At 38.0% G+C, this 23,574-nt stretch carries 26 protein-coding genes, 16 tRNA genes and 1 rRNA gene; 2 read left to right on the forward strand and 41 right to left on the reverse strand.

Going from position 1 to position 23,574, the window contains the following annotated elements; all coding sequences use genetic code 11:
- Positions 1–9: 9 nt before the first annotated feature.
- The 12 genes from ACIFOD_RS19035 to ACIFOD_RS19090 all read right to left on the reverse strand — a co-directional run bounded on the left by ACIFOD_RS19035 (position 10) and on the right by ACIFOD_RS19090 (position 10,155).
- Entirely contained in the window at positions 10–1,584 is a 1,575-nt protein-coding gene (locus ACIFOD_RS19035; protein WP_430315894.1) for a response regulator transcription factor, read from the reverse strand.
- Positions 1,565–3,376, reverse strand: a complete 1,812-nt coding sequence (locus ACIFOD_RS19040) for a sensor histidine kinase (protein ID WP_430315895.1) — start codon at positions 3,374–3,376, stop codon at positions 1,565–1,567. Before ACIFOD_RS19040 ends, ACIFOD_RS19035 begins: the two co-directional genes overlap by 20 nt.
- A gap of 142 nt (positions 3,377–3,518) precedes the next feature.
- Complete coding sequence (locus tag ACIFOD_RS19045) at positions 3,519–4,796, reverse strand: ABC transporter substrate-binding protein (RefSeq protein WP_430315896.1); 1,278 nt, start codon at positions 4,794–4,796, stop codon at positions 3,519–3,521.
- A gap of 82 nt (positions 4,797–4,878) precedes the next feature.
- Positions 4,879–5,706 carry a carbohydrate ABC transporter permease gene (locus ACIFOD_RS19050; RefSeq protein WP_397553172.1) on the reverse strand — a complete coding sequence of 276 codons (828 nt, stop codon included), beginning with the start codon at positions 5,704–5,706 and terminating at the stop codon, positions 4,879–4,881.
- Positions 5,706–6,647, reverse strand: coding sequence for a carbohydrate ABC transporter permease (locus ACIFOD_RS19055; protein WP_397553171.1), 942 nt, complete (start codon positions 6,645–6,647; stop codon positions 5,706–5,708). The genes ACIFOD_RS19050 and ACIFOD_RS19055 overlap by 1 nt, the downstream gene beginning before the upstream one ends.
- A gap of 424 nt (positions 6,648–7,071) precedes the next feature.
- Positions 7,072–7,145, reverse strand: a tRNA-Gly gene (locus ACIFOD_RS19060).
- Positions 7,146–7,390: 245 nt separating this feature from the next.
- A complete protein-coding gene (locus ACIFOD_RS19065) occupies positions 7,391–7,795 on the reverse strand; it encodes a hypothetical protein (RefSeq protein ID WP_430315897.1) in 405 nt (134 codons plus the stop codon).
- A gap of 3 nt (positions 7,796–7,798) precedes the next feature.
- Positions 7,799–8,392 carry a TIR domain-containing protein gene (locus ACIFOD_RS19070; protein WP_430315898.1) on the reverse strand — a complete coding sequence of 198 codons (594 nt, stop codon included), beginning with the start codon at positions 8,390–8,392 and terminating at the stop codon, positions 7,799–7,801.
- A gap of 45 nt (positions 8,393–8,437) precedes the next feature.
- Positions 8,438–8,641: a hypothetical protein gene (locus ACIFOD_RS19075; RefSeq protein ID WP_430315899.1), complete on the reverse strand. Its 204-nt coding sequence runs from the start codon at positions 8,639–8,641 to the stop codon at positions 8,438–8,440.
- Between the two features lie 107 nt (positions 8,642–8,748).
- The gene (locus ACIFOD_RS19080) at positions 8,749–9,042 is read right to left on the reverse strand and encodes a hypothetical protein (protein ID WP_430315900.1); all 294 of its coding nucleotides are present in this window, start codon (positions 9,040–9,042) and stop codon (positions 8,749–8,751) included.
- 345 nt (positions 9,043–9,387) lie between these two features.
- Positions 9,388–9,768: a helix-turn-helix domain-containing protein gene (locus ACIFOD_RS19085; protein WP_430315901.1), complete on the reverse strand. Its 381-nt coding sequence runs from the start codon at positions 9,766–9,768 to the stop codon at positions 9,388–9,390.
- 42 nt (positions 9,769–9,810) lie between these two features.
- Positions 9,811–10,155, reverse strand: coding sequence for a hypothetical protein (locus ACIFOD_RS19090; protein ID WP_430315902.1), 345 nt, complete (start codon positions 10,153–10,155; stop codon positions 9,811–9,813).
- A 489-nt stretch (positions 10,156–10,644) separates the two neighbouring features.
- On the opposite strand from ACIFOD_RS19090, the gene ACIFOD_RS19095 reads away from it, so the two are divergent.
- On the forward strand, positions 10,645–11,196 hold the full coding sequence (locus ACIFOD_RS19095; protein WP_430315903.1) for a site-specific integrase: 552 nt from the start codon (positions 10,645–10,647) through the stop codon (positions 11,194–11,196).
- A gap of 668 nt (positions 11,197–11,864) precedes the next feature.
- Here the strand turns inward: ACIFOD_RS19095 and ACIFOD_RS19100 are convergent.
- The 10 genes from ACIFOD_RS19100 to ACIFOD_RS19145 form a co-directional block, all read right to left on the reverse strand.
- On the reverse strand, positions 11,865–12,200 hold the full coding sequence (locus ACIFOD_RS19100; protein ID WP_430315904.1) for a hypothetical protein: 336 nt from the start codon (positions 12,198–12,200) through the stop codon (positions 11,865–11,867).
- 277 nt (positions 12,201–12,477) lie between these two features.
- Positions 12,478–12,705 (reverse strand): hypothetical protein, encoded by a 228-nt coding sequence (locus ACIFOD_RS19105; RefSeq protein ID WP_430315905.1) that lies wholly within the window; start codon positions 12,703–12,705, stop codon positions 12,478–12,480.
- Positions 12,705–12,866 (reverse strand): hypothetical protein, encoded by a 162-nt coding sequence (locus ACIFOD_RS19110; protein WP_430315906.1) that lies wholly within the window; start codon positions 12,864–12,866, stop codon positions 12,705–12,707. Before ACIFOD_RS19110 ends, ACIFOD_RS19105 begins: the two co-directional genes overlap by 1 nt.
- A gap of 3 nt (positions 12,867–12,869) precedes the next feature.
- Positions 12,870–13,019 carry a hypothetical protein gene (locus tag ACIFOD_RS19115; RefSeq protein WP_430315907.1) on the reverse strand — a complete coding sequence of 50 codons (150 nt, stop codon included), beginning with the start codon at positions 13,017–13,019 and terminating at the stop codon, positions 12,870–12,872.
- A gap of 2 nt (positions 13,020–13,021) precedes the next feature.
- Positions 13,022–13,348 (reverse strand): hypothetical protein, encoded by a 327-nt coding sequence (locus ACIFOD_RS19120; protein WP_430315908.1) that lies wholly within the window; start codon positions 13,346–13,348, stop codon positions 13,022–13,024.
- Between the two features lie 212 nt (positions 13,349–13,560).
- Entirely contained in the window at positions 13,561–14,199 is a 639-nt protein-coding gene (locus ACIFOD_RS19125; protein WP_430315909.1) for a hypothetical protein, read from the reverse strand.
- Between the two features lie 42 nt (positions 14,200–14,241).
- On the reverse strand, positions 14,242–14,670 hold the full coding sequence (locus ACIFOD_RS19130; RefSeq protein ID WP_430315910.1) for a phBC6A51 family helix-turn-helix protein: 429 nt from the start codon (positions 14,668–14,670) through the stop codon (positions 14,242–14,244).
- Positions 14,667–14,930 carry a helix-turn-helix domain-containing protein gene (locus tag ACIFOD_RS19135; RefSeq protein WP_430315911.1) on the reverse strand — a complete coding sequence of 88 codons (264 nt, stop codon included), beginning with the start codon at positions 14,928–14,930 and terminating at the stop codon, positions 14,667–14,669. Before ACIFOD_RS19135 ends, ACIFOD_RS19130 begins: the two co-directional genes overlap by 4 nt.
- A 944-nt stretch (positions 14,931–15,874) precedes the next feature.
- Positions 15,875–16,138 (reverse strand): hypothetical protein, encoded by a 264-nt coding sequence (locus ACIFOD_RS19140; RefSeq protein ID WP_430315912.1) that lies wholly within the window; start codon positions 16,136–16,138, stop codon positions 15,875–15,877.
- A 99-nt stretch (positions 16,139–16,237) separates the two neighbouring features.
- A complete protein-coding gene (locus ACIFOD_RS19145; RefSeq protein WP_430315913.1) occupies positions 16,238–16,858 on the reverse strand; it encodes a hypothetical protein in 621 nt (206 codons plus the stop codon).
- A 117-nt stretch (positions 16,859–16,975) separates the two neighbouring features.
- Between ACIFOD_RS19145 and ACIFOD_RS19150 the strand changes: the two genes are divergently transcribed.
- Positions 16,976–17,221: a hypothetical protein gene (locus ACIFOD_RS19150; protein ID WP_430315914.1), complete on the forward strand. Its 246-nt coding sequence runs from the start codon at positions 16,976–16,978 to the stop codon at positions 17,219–17,221.
- 45 nt (positions 17,222–17,266) lie between these two features.
- On the opposite strand, the gene ACIFOD_RS19155 is transcribed toward ACIFOD_RS19150, so the two are convergent.
- The 19 genes from ACIFOD_RS19155 to rrf form a co-directional block, all read right to left on the reverse strand.
- On the reverse strand, positions 17,267–18,076 hold the full coding sequence (locus ACIFOD_RS19155; RefSeq protein WP_430315915.1) for an abortive infection family protein: 810 nt from the start codon (positions 18,074–18,076) through the stop codon (positions 17,267–17,269).
- 89 nt (positions 18,077–18,165) lie between these two features.
- Positions 18,166–19,977 carry a hypothetical protein gene (locus ACIFOD_RS19160; protein WP_430315916.1) on the reverse strand — a complete coding sequence of 604 codons (1,812 nt, stop codon included), beginning with the start codon at positions 19,975–19,977 and terminating at the stop codon, positions 18,166–18,168.
- Positions 19,978–20,617: 640 nt separating this feature from the next.
- Positions 20,618–21,607, reverse strand: a complete 990-nt coding sequence (locus tag ACIFOD_RS19165; RefSeq protein ID WP_430315917.1) for a tyrosine-type recombinase/integrase — start codon at positions 21,605–21,607, stop codon at positions 20,618–20,620.
- Positions 21,608–21,781: 174 nt separating this feature from the next.
- Positions 21,782–21,862, reverse strand: a tRNA-Leu gene (locus ACIFOD_RS19170).
- A gap of 8 nt (positions 21,863–21,870) precedes the next feature.
- Positions 21,871–21,944 (reverse strand) — tRNA-Cys (locus ACIFOD_RS19175).
- A 7-nt stretch (positions 21,945–21,951) separates the two neighbouring features.
- Positions 21,952–22,026 (reverse strand) — tRNA-Gly (locus ACIFOD_RS19180).
- A gap of 4 nt (positions 22,027–22,030) precedes the next feature.
- Positions 22,031–22,102 (reverse strand) — tRNA-Gln (locus ACIFOD_RS19185).
- Positions 22,103–22,141: 39 nt separating this feature from the next.
- Positions 22,142–22,217 (reverse strand) — tRNA-His (locus ACIFOD_RS19190).
- 11 nt (positions 22,218–22,228) lie between these two features.
- Positions 22,229–22,302, reverse strand: a tRNA-Trp gene (locus ACIFOD_RS19195).
- An 8-nt stretch (positions 22,303–22,310) separates the two neighbouring features.
- Positions 22,311–22,394, reverse strand: a tRNA-Tyr gene (locus ACIFOD_RS19200).
- Positions 22,395–22,413: 19 nt separating this feature from the next.
- Positions 22,414–22,489 (reverse strand) — tRNA-Thr (locus tag ACIFOD_RS19205).
- Between the two features lie 18 nt (positions 22,490–22,507).
- A tRNA-Phe gene (locus ACIFOD_RS19210) sits at positions 22,508–22,583 on the reverse strand.
- Between the two features lie 17 nt (positions 22,584–22,600).
- Positions 22,601–22,677: transfer RNA gene (locus ACIFOD_RS19215), tRNA-Asp, on the reverse strand.
- Positions 22,678–22,784: 107 nt separating this feature from the next.
- Positions 22,785–22,858 (reverse strand) — tRNA-Met (locus ACIFOD_RS19220).
- Between the two features lie 104 nt (positions 22,859–22,962).
- Positions 22,963–23,038 (reverse strand) — tRNA-Val (locus tag ACIFOD_RS19225).
- 42 nt (positions 23,039–23,080) lie between these two features.
- A tRNA-Glu gene (locus ACIFOD_RS19230) sits at positions 23,081–23,155 on the reverse strand.
- 19 nt (positions 23,156–23,174) lie between these two features.
- Positions 23,175–23,266: transfer RNA gene (locus ACIFOD_RS19235), tRNA-Ser, on the reverse strand.
- 6 nt (positions 23,267–23,272) lie between these two features.
- Positions 23,273–23,347, reverse strand: a tRNA-Asn gene (locus ACIFOD_RS19240).
- Between the two features lie 7 nt (positions 23,348–23,354).
- A 5S ribosomal RNA gene (rrf, locus tag ACIFOD_RS19245) occupies positions 23,355–23,471 on the reverse strand.
- Positions 23,472–23,574: the final 103 nt, after the last annotated feature.

Consider the following 23,574-nt stretch of genomic DNA (forward strand, 5'->3'; position numbering starts at 1 on the left):
ACCTCCAAGTTAAGTGTTTGATTGTAAATGCCGGTATTCATTTGGTGTCATACCGACGTGCTTTTTAAATACTTTACTGAAATACTTTTCATTCCCATACCCTACACCATAGGCGACTTCATAGATCTTTAAATAAGGGTTCTCAAGCAGTTTCTTTGCTTTTTCCATCCGGATATTCGTAACGTAATCCGTGATGGTAGATCCATGATCCTGTTTGAACTTACGTGAAATGTATTCCCTGCTTAAGTAAAAGCGATCGGCAATGTCCTGAAGGGTGATATCCTCTTGATAATGCTGCTGAAGATATTCTTCGATTTGCTGCATATTGTTCTTTTCCCTCTGATACTTTGCCTTTGAAAGGGTTTGAATTAATTCACTGAACTCTTTCGCCTTTTCCTCTTTAAATTTCCTGAACGAAAACGAGCCGTCTTCATTCCAATAATCCAGGCCCCTATAGAATGGTGCTTGATGCTGAATCTCATACTCTTTCAACCAATTATTCCGTAATAACTCAAATTGATTTTCCCACACCTGGAGCTGTTCCAGTGAGAGTGCATGCCCCGTTTCCATCTGTGAGAATATCCCCTCCAACTGGGACCGAACCTGATCGCCGCTGCCTGAACGAATTGCCCATTTTAATTCATTGGAGTGATCCAATAGGTGCAGCAGGGGCCTCGGTTTCACATCTTTATGGGTAACGATCTTCTTTCGATCAAGCAGGGTATGCTTAAGATAAACTTGTAAAGCAGATTCATACGCTTCGTTTATTTTCCTAGACTTCTGCCCAAGTGCAATGATCGTAAAGAGTTTACTATATTGATAGATCAATGAGTAGATTTCCTCTAACAGATACGTCACATTTTTATCATTCCAGAAGAGAATCACAAGCTCTTCTTCTTTGTTCCCATTCCGGAAGCAAACCCCATCATTTTGCTTTCGCAGCAATTCATTGCAAATATTGCTAAGGGTAAAAAAGGCCAGGTCCCGGTCTCCTTGAAAGAGTTTCTCCACGATCGGTTTGATGGGGATGAGGGCAACCGTCTTTGCAAGCTTTGTAATGGTAATCCCAAACTCCTGTTCAACCTTTTCTACCATTTCTGTGGTAATGCTCTCCTTCGCACAGAGACTTGAGAATAACCGATCCCAATAGAGGGGCTTTACCTCATTCATCACTCGATTTTCCTCGACCTGGGATTTTCTTGATTGAGCCTGGTCATTCCACTCTTTTACCGCTTTATCCAGTGTTTCATTTAACACATCCGGTTCAATCGGCTTCAGAATATAATCAAAGCTTTTGTAATAGATCGCGTTTCTCATATACTCGAAATCATCATACCCGCTTACAACGATGGTTTTGCTTTTAAGGTCAGAGGCATGAAGCCATTTTAAAAGGGTGATGCCATCCCGTTTCGGCATCCTCATATCAGTGAAAATGATTTCCGGCCGGTGCTCTGTGATCAATTCGATGGCTTGGTCTCCATCTTCTGCCTCCAGAATGGTGTGGATTCCATGCTTGTCCCATTCCGCTAATAAAAGTAACCCCTCACGCACATGCTTTTCGTCGTCAATGATGATTGCTTTCATTTGCTTCACCTTCCATTCTTATTGGCAGCCTCATGGTGACCATAAAGCCTCCCCCATCATGATTTTCAAGCTGTAAAGTGGCCTGGTGGTCATAGTAGAGATTTAAGCGGACATACACATTCTTCAGTCCGATATTGGTCTCATCCCCCGTTTTATTCCAAGCATCTGCTTTAAAATAATCCCCGATTTCCCGAAGCCTGCTCTTGGTTACGCCTACTCCATTATCACGGACAATCATCACCAGTTCTCCCTCATCCTGAAAGCAGGATAACCATATACGTCCTACCCCGTCCCGGATATCGAAGCCGTGTTTGAAGTAGTTTTCAATGAGAGGCTGAAGGATCATCTTCGGTACCGGGATCTCCCTCACCTCTTCTTCTACCTCTACACTGTAATCCAGATTCTCACCGAAACGCTCTTTTTGTAAAAGAAGATAGGCGTTCGTGTAATTGATCTCCTTGCTTAATGGAACCACATCCTCCTCCATATTCATCCCGTACCTCATTATTTTGGAAAGGTGGGTGATCAGGGAATAGATTTGTGGAACCTTGTTCTTCAAAGCAATCGTTCCTATGGATTGCAGGGCATTATAGAGAAAATGCGGATTGATTTGAGACTGGAGGACCTTTAATTGATTCGTCTTGTTCTCGAGCTCCAGCTTGTACTCACGGTTGATCAGATGATTGATCCGTTCGATCATTTGCTGAAACCGGAAGCCGAGGATCCCGATTTCATCGGAACCGAACGATTCAGACTGTACCTTCATATTCCCTTTTTCAACCTGCTGGATATTTTGAAGCAGAATGCGTATGGGTGACGTGATTTTAAAAGAAACAAATAAGGTCGCCAGCACCACAAGGGATAGTCCAAGAACTCCAAACAGAATATTAATCTTCGCGACACTAAATGCGCTTTCATAAAGATTCACGTAAGGAACCCGTTTCACTAACAACCAACCGCCGGCCGAAGCGGGTAGCTGGTCGTACATCATCACCCCGTTGAAGGAACCCTCTTTCCACTCTAGCGTCCCTGATACATCTTTCGATTCCATTATCCTCTTAATCCACTTCTGGTTGCTGCCATCGTCCGATACATCCCTGTCCGAGCTATAAATCATTTCCCCTTCGGAAGAAAGAAGGTAGAATTCTTCTGACTTAGCGTTATACAGATTTCTGCTCAAATCGATGATCTTGTCAGGAGAAACCTCCAATGAAATATAAGCAAGTACCTCATCACCGGGAACGTTTCGGAATGCCCGGTGAATCGTGACAATATCCTTCGACCGGTTAATATTCTTTTCTTCCTGACTATGGGTTGGTTCAATATACATGTTATAAGGGCTGCGCTCGGCATTTCTGAAAGATTCCCATTGTGAATCCCTTACCTTATTGGAAAAAACAACGGTAGAGCGCTTGGTTGCCGAGATGACGCGGTCACCATCTGCGAAGGAAATACGTACCCCGTTAATTGTATCACCCGTGTAGAGAATCGTTTGCACAACATTCTTAACAATGCCGATCGTCAAGTAATTATTCTCTTTACCGGGTGATCTCATGAAGTTAATAAAATCAGGATTATTATAGAGTGATAGAGTTAACCCGTTGAGCTCATTAATATAGCTCTCCAGATTCACCTTTCCCTGATAAAGAAGATTGCTGCTCTCCTCCACCACCTGCTCCTCTATGGAATCCTTCGTATACAAATATGTAATAATAATCGAACTGCCAAACGGCACAATCGTCGTAATCATCAACAACACAATCAACTTATTCCGAATGCTGGTCTTTAACATGAGGGACGGACCTCCCAGGTCTCACTTATACACTAGTATAAAGTGTTTTTCCCTGCTCTTGGAAGTGTTTTTTCGAAATATTCCTATTAAACTTATAAAATAGAAAGCATGCCTTTAGTAGACATGCTTTCTATTATTCGATTTACTTCAAGTTATCCCATGTTTGCTGGAATCGCTCAAGTACCGTATCGTAATCAATTTTCCCTGCGGCATACTCCTGGATCGTTGCAGCGAATTCCTTATTCGCTCCATCCGGCCATTTGAACCAAGTCCAAGGAATCGTCTTCTCTTCTTTAGAGTAGTCAAGGATAGACTGACCCAAGTCTCCAAGACCATTTGGCTCGATGTTATCGAATGCCGGGATGAATGCAAACTCCTCCGTGATATAACGCTTACCAGTTTCAGATGAAACCATCCATTCCAAGAATGTTTTCGCTTCTTCAAGATGCTCGGAGTTCTTGTTTAATACCCAGTTATTCGGTACACCTACAGGAAGGCGATCAGCACTATCATCATTGCTGATAGGAATTGGAAGGAAGCCCATGTTGATTTCAGGATTGATCTCAGTGATCATGTTTTCAGTCCAGTTCCCTTGTTGCAGCATCGCCGTTTCACCAGAAGCAAAAAGCGTTACTTGTGTATTGTAATCCGTCGTTAACGGATTATCATTTGCATACTTAAGCTCAGCATCTAAAACTTCTTTGAACTGCTTGAACTTTTCGTTTCCTACAATCTTCTCAGAACCATCATAAAGTCCGGCGATGAACGCATCCGGATCTTCCTGCTGAGCAAAAGGAATGTTAAGTAAATGTTGACCAATTACCCACCACTCGCCATAACCCGCTGAGAAAGGCGTGATTTTCTTCCCTTCAAGCTTCTTTGCAGCGTCTTTTAACTCATCAATCGTTGCAGGCGGCTCAGTGATCCCCGCTTCTTCAAATAAATCTTTATTGTATACAAATCCGTAACCTTCAAGGTTAACCGGCATACCATAAAGCTTCCCGTCTTCATCAGTCATCGGAACTTTACCGATCGGAAGAACATGTTCAACCCATGGCTCACCAGAAAGATCCGCTAACTTCTCTTTCCAAAGCTCTAATTCTTTAAAACCACCGTTGTTGAAAATGTCCGGCTCTTCACCAGAAGCAAATTTCGCTTTCAAAGCTGCACCGTAATCGGCACCTCCACCAACTGTTTCAAGCTTAATCTTAATGTTTGGATGCTCAGCTTCGAACTCATTGATCATTTCTTGAAGCTGATCAGCAATTTCAACCTTGAACTGGAAGAAATTAAGGGTTACTACATCGTCACCTGATCCAGACTCTCCACCTGATTTGCTTGTAGTGTCTTTAGAAGAACAGCCAGCAATAATTCCAAATACTAAAACCAAAGACATACAAAGTAAAAGTATACGTTTCATAAATGGATTGACCTCCCTGATATAAATTATTTTATATAAATTTCTGTATCAATGATAGACCATCTCGACAGAAACTTTATATCTACTTAATTGACCCTGAAGCAATACCTTTAATGATATGCTTCTGTAAAAATAAGAAGAAAATGATGATCGGTGTAATGCCAAGCACCAACGCTGCAAGACCCATATCCCATTGCTTCGTATACTGAGCGAAGAACGAACTCGCTGCGAGTGGAATCGTACGCAGTTCCGCATCCTGTAATACAAGAAGTGGAAGCAGATAGTCATTCCAAATCCATAAGGTGTTCAGAATGATCACGGTCACTGTTATTGGCTTAAGCAATGGGAATACAATTCTCCAGAACACACCAAACTGACTGCATCCATCAATCATCGCGGATTCTTCAATCTCAATCGGAACGGTTTTCACGAACCCATGGTACAAGAACAGAGAAAGTGGGACCCCAAATCCGAAGTACATAATAATCAAACCTGGAATGCTATTCGTAAGCCCTAGAGTTCCTCCAACCTTCATAAGAGGAATCATCACCGTCTGGAACGGAATGACCATGGCTGACACAAAGATGACAAATAAGATTTTGCTGAACTTCCCTGGCGTACGTACCATTTTCCACGCTGCCATGGAGCTGATGATCACTAATCCAATGTTGCTGAATACAGTGATGACCAAGGAGTTCCAGAATGCACGGGGGAAGTTGATGATCTCCCACACCTTAGCATAGTTAGAAAACATAAATTCCTTAGGCCACGCCGCCGCATCAATCAAGATTGCAGCGAATGGTTTCACCGAGTTGACCAGTACAAAGTAGAAAGGGATAAGGAAAATGAGCCCGATGACAATCCCGATGATCTCTAATACAAATGTTCTCTTCGTATAGCGATTGCCCATTACGCCTGAACCTCCTTCTTCTTCGTCACCATCACCTGAATCGTCGTAAACACTGCCACTACCACAAAGAACAGAATCGACTTCGCTGTTCCCAGGCCATAACGGTTGTTTTGGAACGCTTCTTGATAAATATTGATCGCTACAGATTGCGTAGAATTGAATGGTCCCCCGCCTGTTAACGAGATATTTAAATCGAATATCTTAAAGGCCATTGAAATCGTCAAGAAGAAACAAATCGTGAATGCGGGTAGAATCAACGGAATGATAATCTTCGTCAACAATGTCCAGTTTGATGCCCCATCTATCCTCGCTGCTTCCAAAAGTGAATTGTCCACCCCTTGCAATGCCGCAACATAGATGACCATCATATAACCACTGATCTGCCATGCAAACACGATGACAATCCCCCAGAATGCCGTCGTCTCATCACCAAGCCAAGGCATTTTAAAGAATCCTATATCCGTCATATTCCCGAGTGATGCAAACCCTTTCACAAAAATGAACTGCCAGATGAACCCGAGTAACAGTCCACCGATCACGTTCGGAATAAAAAACACTGTCCGTAAAATATTACGGGTTTTCAATGCCGCGTTTAACAGTAACGCAAATCCAAAACCTATTAAGTTACTAATAATCACAGCCGCAAACATAAACTTCGTCGTAAACATAAAAGAATTAAAGAACGTCTTATCATCCGTAAAGATCTTCTTATAATTCTCAAACCCAACCCACTCAACAACCGAGCTGACACCATTCCATGAAGTAAAGGAATAATACACTCCCATCAAGAACGGAAGAATCTGAATTACTAAGAAAAATAAAAGTGCCGGTCCAACAAAGGCAGCATACGTCAGCAAGCTCTTATACTTAAACTTCTTCTTCGTCACTGCTTTCATTTGTACGTCTGGGCTTACTGGTCCAGTCTGAATCTTTGGTTCCACCCGTATCACCACCCTAACTGTGTAATCGCTTTCTTTCATTATAATGGCAGCGCTTTCTTTAATAGGGGAACTCAATTGACTAAGAAGGTGCAAAATTTTGACTAGATGGGTTTGTTTGGGGGTGGTGGTGGGTAAATGAAAAGATTGGGTTTCTTTCGTTTGGTTAGGTGAACGTAAGGTGCAATACGTTTTTGAAAATAAAATGCTGGAATTAAAAATAAAAATGGAGATTTTGAAAATAAAATCGTGGAATTGAAAATAAATGGTCCAGTTTTGAAAATATATTGGTCTTAATCGAAAGTAAATGGACCTAAGTCGATTAGATAAACGTTAATAATGTTGAAAATGATGCTAAATAGATGACTTTTCATAATTAAACAATAAAAAAGACTCCCTCTAATGAGAAAGTCTATCGTATGTAAGTTGGAGCGGGTGAAGGGAATCGAACCCTCATCATCAGCTTGGAAGGCTGAGGTTTTACCACTAAACTACACCCGCGTATGGTACCGGTGGCCGGGATCGAACCGGCACTCCAGAGGAACACGATTTTGAGTCGTGCTTGAAGTTTCATTAGTTTATTCATCATTGAGAAACCGTGATATTACCGTATATTCCAACGTTAATTGTGGTTTTCCCTCCGTCGCTATTCATACGATTAACGAACAATATTCATTATAGTAGTAAACCTTCCTTTTTGCAAGCCCAAATATTTATAAAAAATAACCCCCTCTTTTCAGAAGGGATTATAAGATAGGTAAAATCCATGTTGCTAAAACGATTACCAATATAATTGGTATATAGAACATTCTTAAGGTAATTGAAAAACACACCTTAAACCATGAATTAATCTCATTTTTATAACCGGAAGTGTCCATTGAATAATCTGTATCTTCTTTAACTCTTACTTTATCGTATAGCTTCCTAAACAATTTCTCTTGGTGAAGAAAATAACCATCTAAAAACCAAAAAATGATTGTTGGAATGAGTGCTATAACTACGTATTTCTCGTCCATATCTTTAGCATTGGCAAATGCTAATATTCCAACTACAAGGGTTACTGACCAACCTTTAAGGAAAAAGGAATTAGAAGCCATTCTAGTTATAGCTTGTTGGATAAATTCTAAGTGCTTAATTTTATGTTCTTCCAATTACTATGCACTCCTTTCAAATGGTTCCTTCCCTGCAACCCAATCAGCTAAGTCTACATACTTATCGGGGTTATCTTGAATCCAGATTTTAGTACGTTGACTTTTATCATTCCCTCTTACACCATATGAGTATAACCCTAAATATTCTTGTCCTTCGTATTTTTCTGAATTACTAATACCTTTTGTTATCGGCATTACTGCAATTTTTCCAATTCGAGAATCGAAATAACCAATTTCCCAAGGGACCCACCTAGAGTCTGGTGAAGATTCAGAATGTGCTACCAACATAGTCTTACAATTATTCATTCTATTCCTTAATCGATTAGCAGTGTATTTACTTACTTGGGTTCGGTCTAATTCCGGGTCATCTATCCAATCCACATAAACACGCAAAGAGTAGATTTTTTCGATAAATAGTTTTAAACCGTGAATAACTTCAGCGTCACGAAAGCTATGAGAAATAAAAATATCATATTTTTTGTTAATATCAAAATTTGCTGAAGCATGCTTAAGTATCTCGCTACTACTTTCAAAAATACTGCTTTTACTCTTTTGTGCTAGTTCTTTCAATTCACTTTCATTAAATTTCATTGCCATATGGATTACCCCCTTTTAATAGACCCATTCCCCTGGTCAAGTTCATTAACCTTCATATTCTTTAATCATAAAAAATTGAACGTTTGATTTCACAAGAACTAAGTCATCAGAAAGAGGAAGTACAGGGCTATCTCCCCCATCTTCAAACTTGTTCTTAATTTTATTTCTTGCACGAATTAAAGATGTTTCTTCAACAATATGTCCGATTTCCCCTCTTATCAGATGAAAAGTTACTTCATATTTGTTCATAATAAATCTCCTCCTCTATTACCTATGATTCTAGTATATTACAATTGGAATAAATTTCATAACAATTAATTACCTACACATAGGAGTAATTATCTATATATGCTTATTTAGTCTTCAAAAGGCATACCGTCTTTCATAAATATATCTTCTGGTTCAATGTCTACTGTCGCCGTTTTCTCATCTTCCCACATTGCATATTCAGGGAATACAATTCTAATTTCATCTACTATTCCCTCTCCATTGGTACTGGCTAAGATAAGATATTGTCCATCTACTTCTGTTTCAAAAGGAAAATAAGAGAACGTTTCTTTACCATCTTCTTTATTTCCAATGTGTATATACCCGTCATCCACAGCCATTGTTCTGAGTCTAATTATTCCATTCTTCACATTAGTTTTCATATCCTTAAAACTCCTTTTTCATTTGTTATTGTCTTTCTACTATTCATTGGAACAAGCTTTAGTTCTTTGTGACAAACATATTGTATTTTTATTAAATACTTTAGAAATAACCCTTTTCTTATTCATAATTTTTGTAAACAATCTTTATTATTACTAGTCTTTGTTTATAATAGAGGGGTTTATCCCCTCATATTTATATTGTTAATTAGTTCTTGTTTATGGTTCTAGTTAAGTAGTAAGCCTTCCCACAACCTTATAGGAAGTTTTCCCTCAACCGAAGCACAAGATTTCCTACAAACCCTGTCACCAGTTTTCCTACAATGCACAACATTTCCCATAACCTTCTTAAACATCATAAGTAAAACCAGATTCGAGAGGTTCAAACTTCCCGTTAAAAATTGTAATTTGTGAGATAGGTTGTACTACATAAACAGAATTACTATAAGCCCGCCCTTTAACAAACTTACGCGTTATTAACGGCTTACCGTTCACCCTTACGTTAAGTAGGATATTCAAATGCTTGTTTAACGTCTTTGTATCCATTCCCGTACGTTCTGCCAATTGACGTTGTGTAGGGTAACATTCCCCCTTCTCGTCCATATAAGACGCAATAGCCGTTAATATGCCTGCTTTATAGATTCCTAATCTTTGTGAGAGTCCACTCTTATAGAATGTCAAGTGAACCTTCATAAATACGTCCTTTTCCTCAACTGTTTGAATTGCCATAACTAGATAACTCCCTTTCTTATTTATTAATAGATTATTCTTTTATATCGCGTCCCGAACACTTTTAACTTGATTTCTTAACTCTTGGGCTACTTCTGATTCAGTTAACAAGAAACCGACTTGAATCATATTCATTTTTGAAACAAGTATATTTACTTCTCCTTCGAGTTCCTCTGCACCAAACAAACTGAATAATTCTGCCTCTGCTACTTCATATAATTCTGCTACTTTACAAATGCTGGTATAACCTTCGCTTGGTGAATTAATTATTTCGTTAACATTACCTTTCACGTTTGCCCTTTGAAGCATTTCTTCCTTTGCTTGGCGTTGTAATTCCTCATTTCCTAAAATCTCCATTGGTGTGTATTTTTCGATAACTTTTGTCATTGTAATTCCTCCTATGTTTTGATTGATTATTAGTTGTGGTAAACGGTAGTAATTCGTGACTTAATTTTGTTGACCGTTACATATGTATATTGGGTATTAAACATTCGATTTGTGACATGGTTCAGAAAAAAAGTTTTAGCTGCGTCAATTTACATAGAAGAAATGGTTACATTCGAAGGTTTATTTTTGTTAGAAAATTATTTTTTGTGGTAATGCGATATTGTAACACCCACGACTTTAAAATTAGTGCATATTTGTTCTGCAGGCTTGTTCAGTGGCAGGGCTACCCCCTTCACCCATGCCGTACCCCTATGTTCATTTTTGAATAATATTTTTAAACCTTTACCAATGTACGAATTTACATAAAAACATACATTCATATCACCTATTCTATTGAGTTCATTTACATTATCGTGATACAATAGGTTTATCAAATAAAAACGTACATTCATTTCATTGATATTAAAGGGTTTAAGGAAGGTGTAATAAATGAATCAAGTTAAGGACGTTCAACCTATTCGAAGTAAAGAGTTAATAGAAGATATGAAGTGGAGTTTAAAGAAGTGGTGCGGTGAACGTGACTACATTCTATTCTTGTTAGGGATAAACACGGGCTTACGTGTAGGGGATTTGTTGAAGCTGAAAGTATCAGACGTTCGCCGTAAGAAGCGTATAGTTATCCATGAGGGCAAAACAAAGAAGCCACGCACGATTAACCTATCCAACGTGTACGACGAAGTACAAGGTTATATAAAGAACGTAGATAGTGAATGGTTGTTCCCTTCTCGTAAAGGAGATAAGCCTATAACAACTACGCAAGCATATAGGCAACTTAACAAGGCGGGGAATATGGTAGATATAGAGGAAGGCATAGGAACTCATACAATGAGGAAGACCTTTGGCTATTGGTTCTATAAGCAGACTAAGGACGTTGCCAAACTACAAACTATCCTTAACCACTCACACCCCGAAATAACGTTAAGATACATTGGAATAACTGACGAGGAAATAGAAGAAGATTTGAATAACTTTGTATTGTAAAGGCGAAAACACTGGCTTAATAAAGTCGGTGTTTTTTATTATGTGTTATTTGATTCCAGATACAAATAGAAGTAAACCGTTAATTTTGTCACACCTTACTAGACGTTATTCCCCTCGAATGTAACCCTACCCCTTAAGCGTCAAGTGTTTAACCTTTACATGTAACAAAGAGAATATATTGATAGTGTTACGCTTAGGGTACGATTTATGTAGTTTGCACATTGTCTCAAAGTCATTTCGTTTTGTAATTTTCCTTGTACATAACTAGACGGCCCTTCTGTACTTTATCCTTAGTTAACAACTCCATAGTAAGATTAAAAAAAATAAAAATAATAAAGATAAATAAAAGGGTTTTTTCTTTTCTCTAGCAATTAACTAGTAGGAAAGGAGGGAACCCTTATGAAAATACACATTAAGAAAGGGGATAACGAATATACGATAGAACTTAGCGGGAAATTCATTTTGTCCATTGGAACTCTGATTACGATAATCATAGCCATTTAGTACATATCGTTAACCCGCGTAGGAGGGAAGAAAAGTCCCTTCTACGCTTTCTTTGTTTAGTCTTACCACAATCTTAATTACCTTTAGGACTTATCCCCCTCGGAAGCTATTTTTGTTAAAATAAAGCCTTATATATCAAGGGTTCCCGCCCCCTAAAACTGTGGTTATTTACCTCTTTTACTATTTACTTTTCTATATGATTCTTTCCTTGCTTGTTCTCTACAAATTTTCCTGCAATATCTCGTACCTCTTGAAGCTGGCTTAAAGGATTGCCCGCAGCGTTTACACGGCTTATGTGAGAAGTTAACAATGTCTTTCTTCTCGGTCTTCTGCTTTGGGTCTACATACGCATTGAAATACTCACATTGTATATCTTCTTCTGGGAACTTATGCCCGCGGTAAGTGAATCCAGATACTAACGGACATTCTGTATCCCTAATCAGACACATACCATCTTTATAATTTGCACAATCATTCTTTACTTTCTGTTTTCTGTTCATTTCATTTCATCCCCTTTTTACTTTGATAAAATAAATAAAGACATGAACCTTAAGTTCACGCCCTCAAATTGAAAAAAATATTCAAATACCTATTTCATATCCCCTAGCCGTTATCCGTAAAGAGTAACGGCATATGTAAAAAGAAAAGACGGCTACACCCGAAGGCTTTATTTTGCCGTCCTCTTGTATACCTTGTTATGTGCTTCTTGCATTTTACGGGGGCTTGACGCTTTCCCCGTTGCCTTTTGTTTAGGTGCTGATGATTTCCTCTTAGCCATTACTTATCTTCTTCCTTGATTTCATTTGGATTTACTTTTACTTCCTTTTCCCGTTGGGTAGAATCTTCATTGTAGCCGTTCATTAGCTTCTCAATAGGAGATAGTTCCCGTTTGGTCTTATCGTCCTTCTGAATCGCTTCTACCTCTTGTCCTTCCTCCAGGTGCTTCTTTTCAGTCTCGCCGTATCCGTTCATCATCATTTCTACTGCTGATAGTTTACGTTCCATTATGCTTCCTCTCCTTCACATGTTTTACAATCTGCCGTGTAGAACTCTTTACCTTTCTTCTCGGTGAAGTCCTCTTTTAACTTAATCTCTCCACAACCATCACATACCTTAGATACAAGTTTATTAGTCGATTCGTGTACATACATAACTACTTTACGCATTACCTAACAACTCCCTTTCAATAGTTCTGTTTTGATACTTTCTAAGGAGTCCATATTCTCCACACTACGAATTTGTTTAATAAAGAGGGCGATAGCCTTATCTTGTTCCGCCCGTATCTTCTTACCGCGTTTAAATACTTCCTCGACGTTCATGTTCATGCTTCCTCCTTTAAGTATCCAATTCTTATTTGTTCTTTTCTCGATAGTTCGCTAATATGATAGGTCGTTACTGGTGACGGCTTCCCGTCGTTTAGTCGGTGTCCATTCCAATAACGAATAACCCCGCCTTGTTCATTCTCTACACTTTCGATTCTCTTACGTTCTTTCATTCCTACCGATTGAACTAAGTTATATTCGACTTGGTGACGGTGTGCGATTTGCTTCCAACCTAGACCGTCCTCTATGTCCTCGATAATGCTTTCTTTTAATTGGTCTGATACTGCATACTTTTCTGTCTTCTCTACTCTATTTAACTTCTCCATTGTGTAAGCCCTCCATTAAAGAATGCTTTGAAATGCCGTGAATACGAATACGATAAACGCCAATAAGTCTAATCCTTCTAAACTGCTTTTACTTCTTTCCATGTCCCCGTGTCCTCGCTTTCCTATAAGTCCAATGTTTAACGGGGGATTAATGTTCGCCCTTCCCCCGTCCTTAAAGTGCCTTCTCTAATTACAAAAATAAGGGAGTGAACTTATTTCTTGAATTTGTCATTGTTCTTCTCGATTTGGAAGTTTAACTTTCCTTCCATGTAAGCGTCCCTATGTTCTTCGGGTGTAATAGCTGGATTGTATCGCCCGTCTACTTGGTGGCGTTGAGTGAATAGAATCTTATGAGTTTCTCTAGGGTCAATCCCTCGTAGTCCTACGCGTTGTTCAATGTTTCGGAACGTTCTCCAATATTCGCGGTCAAACTCTGCATGTTTCTCCTTATACTCGATAACCGTTTCTAGGTATTCGATTTTAGCTTTATTCATACGGTCAAATAGTTCTTTGAAGTCCTCTCCTTTATCGGCTACAAACTGCCTACGTTCTTTTTCTACGTCTGCCTTTGCCTTTTCTAGTTCGGAAGCTACCGCCGAATCAATAAGCCCTAATTGTTCTTGTACGTCCTTCATTTCATTTCGTACTTTTTCAAGGTCGCTGCCTAACTTCTTATTTGGTTCTCCGCCTTGGAGAATAGCCCTATTGAAGTCGTCCTGCTTCTCTTGGTACAAAAGGTTAGCGTCCTCTTGTAATTGTCCTAACTTGCTTTCTAGCTTCTCTCTACGCTTCTCCGCGTTGTCTATTAGTTTGTTTACCTTCTTAATAGTGTCGCCTTTAAATAGATTCATTGATAAATTCCCCTCTCGATTGTTGTATATATTTATTTAAGATTACTTAACTCGTTTAATTGTTCTGTCCGCGTCTGCTACCGTTTCCCCTAGTCGCTTCTTAATCTCGTCTAAGCGTTCCTTAGAAATTGGTGAATCTGACACCTTGCGTTCCTCTGTTACAACTTCCTGTTTTTCTGGTGCTAGTAAGCCGTGAATCTTTGCATATAGTTCCATGTGTTTGTAGCTTCCAGACTGCATTTTCTCGGATAGCTTAGAATAAAACTTAGGTAAATCATTTGTAGACATTTCCTTTTGAAAGTCTGCATGTAATTGTTTACCGTGGTCGCTATTCTTCCACAATGAAAGAGTCTTTCTATTAATGCCATGTGATTCGGCTACTTGTTGCATTGTCTCTCCTGCAACCGAACGCCCGAATAAATCCTCTAGGATTCTCTTTTGTCTGTCGTTCAACCTCGCGTCTCTCTTCATTCTTCATCAAACTTCCCTTCGTCGTGTTCTACAATCAATTGAATCGAGGCTAATTGAATGTCTGTTACTTTGTATTGTCTTAACCCTCTTAGGATTCTAATTTCATTTAATCGTGATAGCCCGCGTTCTTCCCGTTCAATCATGGCGATAGTGTTATGATAAATTCCCGTTATTTCTGCCAACTCTTGTATAGATAAATTCTTCATTTGTCTAGCCATTCGTATAACTTTCCCACGTAGCTTAAAATCGACTTCTCCCATCTTCTCAACTCCTTTATTAAGTGATTTAATCAATTCTTTTTGTTACCTATTAATGTAAAAAAATAGAGGGGGAACCGAACGCCCCGCCATTAAATGAAACTTGGTCTAAGTAAGGAACTAACCGAATTAAAAGTTCCTACCTATTAGCATTGTAGAAGCCCTTTTTACAAGTGTGATTATCATAGTTCATATTTTCTTCACAAATTAAGTAACGGCTTGCTTCACTTTTAGTTGTGAATTCCTTCTCGCTTTGTGACCTGAACCAACAAAAAAAAATCCCCGAATCCAATATAGGAAACGGGGTTTTCTTCGCAGAAAGGAGAATTTCTAAATGACAATAAAACAAGTTGATTGTACAAATCCATATACAAATAAATGTTCTCACCACGCCCAGGGCAGGGACAGACAGTAAGGACGTTCATTCATTGGACTTATAAGAAAGCGACGGGAATCTTGTCCCCGCCGGAGAAGGTTAGGATTATCTTTTATATTGTATACGAATATATTAACGTTTAAGGCGTTTTATCGTTACTAACGTTATTAGCGTTATATGAAGAACTAAAGTTCTTAATTAACTCACTACGTTCGTTAATTCATTTTGTATATTAACTAATAGAAATATCTTTCTATTACTTAATACATAATTGTAAACCTTAATACAAGTAGTGCTTAATAACTTTTTTATATCTAATTCAACAAAACGCTATAAGCCTTGTCCCCCAAGGGATTCGGCCGATATTTTTTTACTTGTGGACATAAAATAACCCTACCCGTGTCCCGCCTGTAGGTCTTTGGTTCATAATCTGATTGTGCTTAATAAACTCTAAAAAGACCGTCATATCAACATCCTTTAGCGTAGTAAATCACAATGTGTCTTTAACACACTAAAGACCCTTGATATAGCTGGATTCTTTACTCTTTACTTGCACAACGTAAATATCTGTTTAAAGAACGTGTTTACCAGTCACTTCATAGTACATTTTTTTAATATCGATAGATTCGCTATTCCCCTTTCTTATTTCTTCTTCGAAACGGACTTGAAACTCTATAAAAGGTGATATGTCATATGTTTCATTATCAATTCGTTTAAATAACCCCTTCTCTACCATTTCGTTAATCGTGTCCATAGTTTCCGTTTTATCACGTTTAAACAATCGCGATATTTCTGAAACGTTAAGGTTAGTTACTCTCAATCTATGCTTAGACATAAAAAATCCCCCTAAAATAAGAAATGAATTACATAACTATCATAGGGGAAAACATATAAATGTCAATATATACCAATTATCGTATTACGGGTATGAGTATCATTCCTCTTCCTTTTCATTAGGAACAAACGTCATATCTTTAAATTGTGCTTTAATATCATCAAGTTCCTTTCTTCTCTGTTCCTCTACTATGTCTGGATAAGTATTACCTTGTTTCTTTGCTTTCTTCATCCACCTATTGATTTGTATTCTTGCCAGCCCACGACTTGATATTCTCTTTACGGGTTTCACCATAGAGTATAGATGGGAATTATCAAATTTCGTATCTACATTCACTTTATAGTAATCGTTAAAAAAATCATGAGTAACGATAAACGCCTTTTCGACTTCATTTCTTAATCCAATATCAACTAATAGTTCTCCTTCATCACTTTTTTCTAATGTAACCAAGGGTTTAGAAAGGTGAATCTGTTTCTCTTTGGTTTTGACTAGCAAGTACGTTCTAAGTGCAATTCCCTTTCCAAAGTTCTTCACATTTACCCTTATCAACCGTTGTTCTTCCTTACTAATCCTTTTATCTCTTACATTTGTTATTACTAGTCTCGGAGAATCAATGGCTTGTAAATTCTTTTTAGCAAAAAGAACAGTACCTGTAGTGACCATTAACAAAATTACATTTATTATTATTGAAGCAAGATTAAAGATTTGGTTAGTATCCATCTGAACTTCCACCTACTCAATTTTTTTGTCTATTATTATTGTAATCGGTAATCTCATAGATTACAAAGTATGGTAATATTATCCTTTAAACTACACTATTAATTAAGAGGTGATGTCATGAAATTGAAAGGCTTAATAATTGCAGGCACTAAGGGGAGATATGGCAAACAACGAATAACAATAAACGTATACTTTCAGGGGATTAAGGGAGAAGAATATATAGCCTTTGCAAATTCTAAAGACGATGTAGTTATTGAACGTGGGAGAACACAGATAAATGCTATTAAAAAAGCCAGGCAAAAAGCAACTCGAAAACAGGAGTATGTTATCAATCAACGCAAGTCGAAAAATAAAAGAACCTAGTTGTAATGACTTAGGTTCTATTACTTATTTATGTATAACTTTACTCTAGGTTGGTATTTTAATTTTCCCAAGATTCCTTTGATACTCATATGTGTGGAACAAGAAGTTTACCACTGTTTTAGCAGAATTAACTACTAATAAGGCATGGTGAAGACTTGGGTTTATTTTTCGTGCGTGCATGTCACCACTAAGATTTCTTACCTCGTTTAGCCCATGAACAACTTTTATAAGACCGCTTATGACTTCTTTTAAAGGTTTATGTAGTTCTTGATTGCTAGGGTCTAAATTCAAGTGATTTCTTACTTCTCTAAAAAGGTCCGGTAATTGAGGTTTAGTATCAACTTCTTTTCCTTCAATATTAAAAATTATTTCCTTACATACACCTTCAATCAGAGACCTTGCAGAAGTTAATGCACCTGAATAATCCCCTTTGTTAACTCTATCTTCACATTTACTAATGTCTTCAAGGATATGATTGTAGCTTAGTTCTTTAGGGATTTCGCAATCAATATGAATAATTTGAACTTCTATTTCCTCCATTTCTAAAATATCTATAAAAGAGTTAAATTGTGTAGATATATATCCTAAATTATCAGCGTAATTGCTATTATAATCGTAAGATAAGTCTTGTATATATTCTTCTACTGTTCTACAATTCTTAATTATTGAAGGAACTTCTATGTCTTGTTCCTTACATAATCTCATTATTACTAACCTGGATTGTTTGTAATCATCATCACTCAAATACTTATTATAATCATCGATATCGTATTGATTATTCTCCACAAAATCATCATATGTTTTTCTTAAAGCTAATTTGCAATTTTCTAATTGTGAAACCGTTGCATTTCCCAAAACTATCCCCCCTAATTGTTGTTATATCTATATCTTACTTCAAATCCTTGGAAATAAAAACAAGACACCTCAAAGGGTGTCCTGAATAATTAATTTTTTCTATTGTTTTTCTTACTTGCTTTTGATTGCTTTTTCTTCACACGTTTTTTATTTTTTCTTTTTTTAGTTTTTATATCCTGACTTTCTAAATCTTTATATTGGTCTACAATACGCTTGGGTGTCATACCTCTCTTTTCATAATAAATTTCATCAAAAAAATTTGAGAAATCCGGGTCAAAACCAAAAACCTTACTTTCGCTTATATCTAAGGATTTAAAACTTCCATTTTCCAAGAAGTACCCCAATATTTCTAGTTCATCTGATGTAATAAAATTCTCATGAAATTCTTCTCTCTCATATAAATATTGAATAAAGGTTTTGGCAGTTCCATTTATATAAACGATACCATCTAAAGCCGTTTCTAAATCATGTAAACAACAAGCCCAAGGGTAGGGTTCTTCTTCAGGCTTTTCAAGTAGGTACGATAGGTTAGAGGACAAAATCCCAAAATTCTCTGCAGTAACGACAATAATAAATATCTTCTTTATTTCGTTTCTTGATAATTTAACTATTTCATTACCATTTGAATCATATAATGTTGTAACTTCATTTTCTAATATCAAATTCTTCAAATTTAAGCCTTGGTCATATCCTTTTTGAATTCCTCCGTCACTATTAAAATCTCTTTTAATCCTAATATATGCTTTATCCGGGTCTCTAAAAGGTTCTTTCATCTTAGATGCTTTAACTTCAATAATAAATATGGTGTCTCTATATTGAATTAATAAATCATGTTCATTCTCTGATTTTTCATTTTCATAGACAGAAGTATAATAATTAGCTGCGTCTTTAAAGAATCGCCTGAATATTTCTAACGTCTTTTTTTCCGTTTGCTTATCTCTATTTCTATAAAACCTCTCCCTATGTTCACTATCTTCCATTAATAAGGTGAGTTGTATTTGAATAGCATGTATAATTTGTTTATATTGTGGGACAAACAAGATTTCTTCTGATTTTGCCCACATTGGAGAAGCTTCAAAAGGATTAAGTTCTGTGTAGTAAAAAAAAGGACCTTCTTCTCTATTCATAGAAAATATCTTGACAAAACTATTTGCTACTTCTTCACCAAATTGAATCTTTAAGTCTTCAATCTTTATTTGATGAACTATATGCCTCTCCTTTCTCAAACTGTTTAAATAGGGAAGATGAAGTTCTTCCTTAGCTTGTTCGAACGACACTTTTTGTTCTTTCATGTAATTAAAAAATTGTTCTCTCTCTTCAATAACCTTAGCATGTAGGTGAAAAGAATCATCTAATCCCTTTTGAAGATACTTCTGAATAAATTTAAATATTTCCACAAGTTGATTTATCCTTATCCCAATTTTTTCTCGAATAAATTCATCAAATGGAGTAAACCAATCCTTTATTCGTTCTATATCTTGTTCTTCATATGTTAAGGAGTTTGTATTAAAATAATTTAAAAATACTGGCAAGCTTACTTTTCTTGACTCGAACGATTGTTCATCTAGTTCTTGTCCCTCCCCAGGGAGAAACAACTCTGCATATGAATCAGTAATTTCATTTAGAAGGTTTTTTATTTTCTCCATAGGCGGATTTTCTCGTTCGGATAATTTGCTTAAATCTTTTGTTGATAACAATAAACCCATTAAAAATAAGTATTGTTTAAATGGAGAACTTAATTCCGTTTTAGTAAAGATGCTTTCGTGAATATCATTTGTAACACCGAATTCATTGGCTACTATACCTACCAAGTTCTCTGTATCTACTCTACTTAAAATTTCCTTCAAGTTACTTATCTTTTCTTCCAACCTATCATACACTTTAGTACTAATATCAAACACCCTCCTATGTCCTAAGGACCGAACAGAATATGGTAATAATTATACTAAAGATTTATTAATAGGTGTTGACTTTAAGGTCTTCCTAAATCTGAATTAATCAGATTGCTTAGGAAACGTTGGTCAAAAGAATGACTACCTTGTAAAGCACTTAAAAAATAATAAGTGCTTAAAGCAGCCGTTCTTTAATTCCTGAATTGAACCGAGTTGTTGAGGGTTCCGCAGTATCACCTTGTTTGAACGTCTGGATTTCTCCAACAACGAACTTTCTACACATAAAGCTAGTCCTATGTGCGTTTGTCTATTCGTTGCTACCCGCACCGCAGTACGCCTAGCTACCAAACCGAACCGTTTATGGTCGTTCTCACCTAGTAACCACAAGCAAACAAGGAAAGCTTTTAGTGTGGCTACGATAGAATTTATCTGCAACGGCTTCTATCTGAACCTTTCAAGGTTATATTAACGTCGTATTAGTCGGCACTCCACGACGCGGAATCCTGCATAGCTGCTAAAAAAGTCATTACTTAATAAGCCTTGCACATACTAATTTTTTTCGTTAATATATGTAAGTAGCTAAACGGTTTATCCGTATTTAGTTCTAGTGAGTTTTGAGGTCACGCGTTGCAACGCGTGGCTTTTTCTTTTATCTTCTTTTCTTTAACACCTTCAAAGGTGAAAAATCCTTATGTCTCTCCCTTACATCATTTCCGAATAAGTTTACATAGGTCTTAACAATTTCCATGCTTGTATGCCCTAGAATGGTCTGCAATTCAAAGATATTAGCCCCTTGTTGAACACTTAGCTTTGCGAACGTATGTCGGAATGTATGAGGACTACAACGAACGTCTTTTATTTTGGCTTTCACCCCGTATATGTCGATTCGTTGTTGTACTGACCTTCTTAACAAAGGTGTACCGTCAATAGTTACAAATAAAGCGTCACATTCGACTAATCCCCTAATCGAGATATACTTTTTTAACTGCTTCTTCATTTCGCTTTGAATGGGTACTAGCCTTTCTCTGTACGTCTTAGCGTTCCTTATCCTCAATAGACTATCTTCCCATTGAATATCGGCTAGTGATAGCCCTACAAGTTCATTTACACGTATCCCCGTTTCAAGGAAAACCATCATTATTGTATAGTCACGAACTCCCGTAAACGTCGTTAAATCTGGTTGATTAAACAATGTATTTAATTGTTCTTTTGAGAACGTTGGAATAACGTGTTTCCTATCTTTCAATAACGTGATGTTTTCCATTGGATTCTTTGGAATGTGTTTCTTCTTGTAAAGGAAGTTGAAGAACGACCGTAGACCACGCAAACGGGTATTAATTGAAACAATCTTTATACCCTTGTATATACGCATATAACGGATTACATTCTCTTGGATATGTTCTTCCGTAACGTTATAAGGCTTCATTTCCTTTGTATCAATGTCCTGTTCCTCTAACTGATTCAGAAACGCTTGTATTTCATTCTGATAAAATTTGATTGTAAACGGTCTAAGATTACGTAAATCACAATCATCAAGAAAGAGTTGTAACGCTTCTTTAAATGTTTCTGCATACGACCTCTCACTTTTTCGGACAATTGATAATTCACGGTCATTTAAGTTGTTTTTACGTCTAGTCATATGTAACCTCCCTTCGAACCTATACACACGATTAATTCACACGATTAGAGACGAAAGGAAAACACTTAAAACTAACGTTTTTAAAACACAAAAAAACGCTTCCCACAATGTGAGAAACGTCGATATTACTGCATATTCATGGTTAATTAATGATTTAAACCTAAGAAAAAACGATACCGGTGGCCGGGTTCGAACCGGCACTCCAGAGGAACACGATTTTGAGTCGTGCGCGTCTGCCAATTCCGCCACACCGGCATTACATTTGGAGGCGGCAACCGGATTTGAACCGGTGATCAGGGTTTTGCAGACCCATGCCTTACCACTTGGCTATGCCGCCTTAATATTGGAGCGGAAGACGGGATTCGAACCCGCGACCCCCACCTTGGCAAGGTGGTGTTCTACCACTGAACTACTTCCGCACTACTGGGCTAGCTGGATTCGAACCAACGCATGTCGCAGTCAAAGTGCGATGCCTTACCGCTTGGCTATAGCCCACTGATAGTATATGTCACGGAAATGAAAATGTGACTTTTATGGGGCGACTGATGGGAATCGAACCCACGAATGCCTGAACCACAATCAGGTGCGTTAACCACTTCGCCACAATCGCCATAATGAAATTGGCAGGGGTAGTAGGAATCGAACCCACACCAAAGGTTTTGGAGACCTTCGTTCTACCTTTAAACTATACCCCTAAAATAAATGGTGGAGGGGGGCAGATTCGAACTGCCGAACCCGAAGGAGCGGATTTACAGTCCGCCGCGTTTAGCCACTTCGCTACCCCTCCACATATTAAATCACTCGAGTGGTGCCGGCAAGAGGACTTGAACCCCCAACCTACTGATTACAAGTCAGTTGCTCTACCAGTTGAGCTACACCGGCATCAAGAATAGTGATAAATGGTGGCTCAGGACGGAATCGAACCGCCGACACATGGATTTTCAGTCCATTGCTCTACCAACTGAGCTACTGAGCCACTATGTAAAAATAAAATGGCGGTCCGGACGGGACTCGAACCCGCGACCTCCTGCGTGACAGGCAGGCATTCTAACCAACTGAACTACCGGACCAAAGCTTTTTGCGTTAGCAAAATAGGTTTCATTACCTTGACGACAGTCAAAATAACTATCCATGCGTGACTCATCAAGGATTATTCTATCCTAAGTCAAAAATGGTATTGCGGGGACAGGATTTGAACCTGCGACCTTCGGGTTATGAGCCCGACGAGCTACCGAACTGCTCCACCCCGCGACGATATAAGTGTAACTTAACACTTGTAGATTAAAGAGATTATTTTACTTCGCTTACGCTTCGTAAAAAATCATGGATGGTTATTTTGCTTTCGCAAAAAAACTTGGTGGAGGATGACGGGATCGAACCGCCGACCCTCTGCTTGTAAGGCAGATGCTCTCCCAGCTGAGCTAATCCTCCAATATAATGATTGTATTGTTTTCACTTTCGAATAAAAAGTGTTGGTGACCCATACGGGATTCGAACCCGTGTTACCGCCGTGAAAGGGCGGTGTCTTAACCGCTTGACCAATGGGCCTTGATAAGAAGAAATGTTATGGCGGAGAGCAAGGGATTTGAACCCTTGAGACAGCATTAACCGCCTACACGATTTCCAATCGTGCTCCTTCGGCCACTCGGACAGCTCTCCATATGATGGCTCCGCAGGCAAGATTCGAACTTGCGACCGATCGGTTAACAGCCGATAGCTCTACCACTGAGCTACTGCGGAACGATATGCCTGGCGACGTCCTACTCTCACAGGGGGAGATCCCCCAACTACCATCGGCGCTGAAGAGCTTAACTTCCGTGTTCGGCATGGGAACGGGTGTGACCTCTTCGCCATAGTCACCAGACTATTTCTTGTCTCTTTTTTTAAGGACAAGTACTATTATATCGCGTAGATATATTTTTTCAAGGTTTTTTTATATTTTCATATAAAATTTATTCCCTGAAAAC

Source organism: Rossellomorea sp. NRS-1567 (genome assembly GCF_050467885.1).
In the GTDB taxonomy this organism is placed as follows: Bacteria; Bacillota; Bacilli; order Bacillales; family Bacillaceae_B; genus Rossellomorea; species Rossellomorea aquimaris_C.

Excerpts from the sequence above, each read along its gene's own strand:
- ACIFOD_RS19165 (WP_430315917.1), bottom strand. The coding sequence starts at position 21,607 with ATGACTAGACGTAAAAACAACTTAAATGACCGTGAATTATCAATTGTC.
- ACIFOD_RS19075 (WP_430315899.1), bottom strand. The coding sequence starts at position 8,641 with ATGAACAAATATGAAGTAACTTTTCATCTGATAAGAGGGGAAATCGGA.
- ACIFOD_RS19050 (WP_397553172.1), bottom strand. The coding sequence starts at position 5,706 with ATGGGCAATCGCTATACGAAGAGAACATTTGTATTAGAGATCATCGGG.
- ACIFOD_RS19085 (WP_430315901.1), bottom strand. The coding sequence starts at position 9,768 with ATGGCAATTCAAACAGTTGAGGAAAAGGACGTATTTATGAAGGTTCAC.
- ACIFOD_RS19120 (WP_430315908.1), bottom strand. The coding sequence starts at position 13,348 with ATGGAGAAGTTAAATAGAGTAGAGAAGACAGAAAAGTATGCAGTATCA.
- ACIFOD_RS19135 (WP_430315911.1), bottom strand. The coding sequence starts at position 14,930 with ATGGGAGAAGTCGATTTTAAGCTACGTGGGAAAGTTATACGAATGGCT.
- ACIFOD_RS19105 (WP_430315905.1), bottom strand. The coding sequence starts at position 12,705 with ATGGAACGTAAACTATCAGCAGTAGAAATGATGATGAACGGATACGGC.
- ACIFOD_RS19140 (WP_430315912.1), bottom strand. The coding sequence starts at position 16,138 with ATGTCTAAGCATAGATTGAGAGTAACTAACCTTAACGTTTCAGAAATA.
- ACIFOD_RS19040 (WP_430315895.1), bottom strand. The coding sequence starts at position 3,376 with ATGTTAAAGACCAGCATTCGGAATAAGTTGATTGTGTTGTTGATGATT.
- ACIFOD_RS19095 (WP_430315903.1), top strand. The coding sequence starts at position 10,645 with ATGAATCAAGTTAAGGACGTTCAACCTATTCGAAGTAAAGAGTTAATA.
- ACIFOD_RS19100 (WP_430315904.1), bottom strand. The coding sequence starts at position 12,200 with ATGAACAGAAAACAGAAAGTAAAGAATGATTGTGCAAATTATAAAGAT.
- ACIFOD_RS19125 (WP_430315909.1), bottom strand. The coding sequence starts at position 14,199 with ATGAATCTATTTAAAGGCGACACTATTAAGAAGGTAAACAAACTAATA.
- ACIFOD_RS19035 (WP_430315894.1), bottom strand. The coding sequence starts at position 1,584 with ATGAAAGCAATCATCATTGACGACGAAAAGCATGTGCGTGAGGGGTTA.
- ACIFOD_RS19145 (WP_430315913.1), bottom strand. The coding sequence starts at position 16,858 with ATGGATACTAACCAAATCTTTAATCTTGCTTCAATAATAATAAATGTA.
- ACIFOD_RS19080 (WP_430315900.1), bottom strand. The coding sequence starts at position 9,042 with ATGAAAACTAATGTGAAGAATGGAATAATTAGACTCAGAACAATGGCT.
- ACIFOD_RS19090 (WP_430315902.1), bottom strand. The coding sequence starts at position 10,155 with ATGACAAAAGTTATCGAAAAATACACACCAATGGAGATTTTAGGAAAT.
- ACIFOD_RS19130 (WP_430315910.1), bottom strand. The coding sequence starts at position 14,670 with ATGAAGAGAGACGCGAGGTTGAACGACAGACAAAAGAGAATCCTAGAG.
- ACIFOD_RS19110 (WP_430315906.1), bottom strand. The coding sequence starts at position 12,866 with ATGCGTAAAGTAGTTATGTATGTACACGAATCGACTAATAAACTTGTA.
- ACIFOD_RS19115 (WP_430315907.1), bottom strand. The coding sequence starts at position 13,019 with ATGAACGTCGAGGAAGTATTTAAACGCGGTAAGAAGATACGGGCGGAA.
- ACIFOD_RS19045 (WP_430315896.1), bottom strand. The coding sequence starts at position 4,796 with ATGAAACGTATACTTTTACTTTGTATGTCTTTGGTTTTAGTATTTGGA.
- ACIFOD_RS19150 (WP_430315914.1), top strand. The coding sequence starts at position 16,976 with ATGAAATTGAAAGGCTTAATAATTGCAGGCACTAAGGGGAGATATGGC.
- ACIFOD_RS19070 (WP_430315898.1), bottom strand. The coding sequence starts at position 8,392 with ATGGCAATGAAATTTAATGAAAGTGAATTGAAAGAACTAGCACAAAAG.